A 2,566-nucleotide genomic window follows, 5' to 3' on the forward strand; every position below is an offset into this window, starting at 1 on the left:
ATCTCCACCCGCCATCACGTAGGCCAATTTATTAGCGATTTTTTTATCGTGTTCAGAAATGTAGCTTCCGGCTTGCATTTGATCGGTTCCAACCAGGAACATTCCAAGGGCTTGTTTCCCAAGAACTTTTACATCCTTTCGCTTTATGGGTTGGGTATATCCGGCTTCCGCCAAAATAAGTGCTTGCTTTTTTGCTTCGGCGATTTGACGGTCTTTGTTCACTACAACAATGTCTTTTCCATGTTGCAAAATGCCCAAATCAAAAGCTTCATGTGCAGATGTGGAAACCTTGGCCATTGCTACCGTTAAAAAATATTCTTGTAATACATTTAGTTCAACATCATTTTTTCTGAACAAATCAGACGCACGTAAAGCCATTTCTTTAGAACCACCGCCTCCAGGAATAACACCTACGCCAAATTCTACCAATCCGATATAGGTTTCGGCAGCAGCCACCACTTTATCGGCATGCATACTCATTTCGCAGCCCCCTCCAAGTGTCATGCCGTGTGGCGCAACGACAACAGGAATTCCGGAATAACGCACCCGCATCATCGTGTCCTGAAACATTTTGATGGCCATATTGAGTTCATCGTATTCTTGTTCAACCGCCATCATGAAAATCATACCGATATTGGCACCTACAGAAAAATTTGCTGCCTGATTTCCAATGACCAATCCGCTGAATTCTCTTTCTGCCAAATCAATGGCTTTATTAATTCCTTGCAAAACATCGCCACCAATAGTATTCATTTTGGATTGAAATTCCAGATTTAAAATTCCTTCTCCTAAATCCGTAATTATCGAACCTGAATTGCTCCAAACCTTTTTGCTCTCACGAATATTATTCAGGATGATAAATGCATCTTGGCCTGGTATTTTCTTTTGTGATTTCGAAGTAATATCGTAGTAATAGGTTGCTCCATCTTTAACAGAATAAAACGATTTAGTTCCTGAAGCCAACATGTCATTGACCCATGCGGCAGGCTCTTTTCCTAGCGATTTAATAAGTTCGATTCCTTTTTCGACACCCACGGCATCCCAAATTTCAAACGGACCATTTTCCCAACCAAAACCGGCTTTCATAGCGTCGTCAATTTTATACAAATCGTTGGTAATTTCCGGAATTCTATTGGCTACGTAAGCAAACATCCCTCCGAAATCCTTTCGGTAAAATTCACCTGCTTTGTCTTTGCCGGTAATTAAAACTTTAAAACGGTTGATGGGTTTGTCAATACTTTTTGTAAGCTCTAAAGTTGCGAACGATGCTTTCTTTGCAGCTCTATATTGTAATGTATCTAAATCTAACGATAAAATTTCTTTACCTTCTTTCTTGTAAAATCCTTGTCCAGATTTGCTTCCCAACCATTTATTTTCCAACATTTTGTTGACAAACTCTGGTAGTTTGAAAAATGAATGGGCTTCATCATTTGGAACACCTTCGTAAAGACCGTTGGCAACATGAACCAAAGTGTCCAAACCAACAACGTCAACGGTTCTGAAGGTAGCCGATTTTGGTCGTCCAATTACAGGACCTGTGAGTTTATCAATTTCTTCAACGGTAAAACCCATTTCTTTCACGTTGTGAAACATACTCATGATTCCGAAAATTCCAATACGGTTTCCGATAAAAGCGGGTGTATCTTTGGCAACAACAGAAGTTTTTCCTAAAAACTTCTCGCCGTATTCATTTAGGAAATCAAGAATCTCGCTGGATGTTTGAGGCCCAGGAATAATCTCGAACAATTTTAAATAACGAGCGGGGTTAAAAAAGTGTGTTCCACAGAAATGCTTTTGAAAATCTTCACTTCGCCCTTCACTCATAAAGTGAATTGGAATTCCGGAAGTATTGGATGTTATTAGTGTTCCCGGTTTGCGGTATTTTTCAATTTGTTCGAAAACTTGCTTTTTAATATCCAAACGCTCCACTACTACTTCGATAATCCAATCGACGTCTTTAATTTTAGCCAAATCGTCCGATGTATTCCCTGTCGTAATCCTTTGTGCAAAACTTGGATGGTAAATAGGCGAGGGCTTGGATTTTAGAGCGAATGTCAAATGATCGTTGACCATTCTATTTCTTACGGCTTTGTGTTCTAAAGTCAATCCTTTTTTTTGTTCGGCATCGGTTAATTCGCGGGGCACAATATCAAGTAGTAAAACATCTACGCCAATATTGGCAAAATGGCAGGCAATTCCCGAACCCATTATCCCTGAACCAATGACTGCAACCTTTTTAATCAGTCGTTTCATTATATGTGTTTTAATTTTATTAGTTTTTACTTTATATTAGTATCAGAAAAAATACTTTTGTCTGTAATCAAATCGTTAATGGTTTCGGCTACTTCCATAAAATGATTCATTTTTTCCTCAGAAATATTTTTTTTAATGGTTTCATTAAATTTAAGTACGGTGGTTTTCGAAAGATCTCTTTTTTCTTTGCCAAAATCGGTCAAGTAAATGAGTACTCCACGACCGTCAACAGGATTTTTCTTGCGAATAATCAAGCCACGTTCCTCCATTGACTTCAGTATTCGGGTCAAACTAGTGGCTTCCATACCCATTT

General features: G+C 38.8%; 2 protein-coding genes. Both read right to left on the reverse strand.

Annotated features, from left to right (window positions below; all coding sequences use genetic code 11):
• A partial coding sequence (locus ACIQ2X_RS15645; RefSeq protein ID WP_396179902.1) for a 3-hydroxyacyl-CoA dehydrogenase/enoyl-CoA hydratase family protein occupies positions 1 to 2,253 on the reverse strand: 2,253 nt, incomplete at its 3' end.
• Between the two features lie 26 nt (positions 2,254 to 2,279).
• Positions 2,280 to 2,566, reverse strand: a 287-nt coding sequence (locus tag ACIQ2X_RS15650) for a MarR family winged helix-turn-helix transcriptional regulator (RefSeq protein WP_396179903.1), incomplete at its 5' end; no start/stop codon positions are given.

This window comes from Flavobacterium sp. (assembly GCF_044368625.1).
GTDB lineage: Bacteria > Bacteroidota > Bacteroidia > Flavobacteriales > Flavobacteriaceae > Flavobacterium.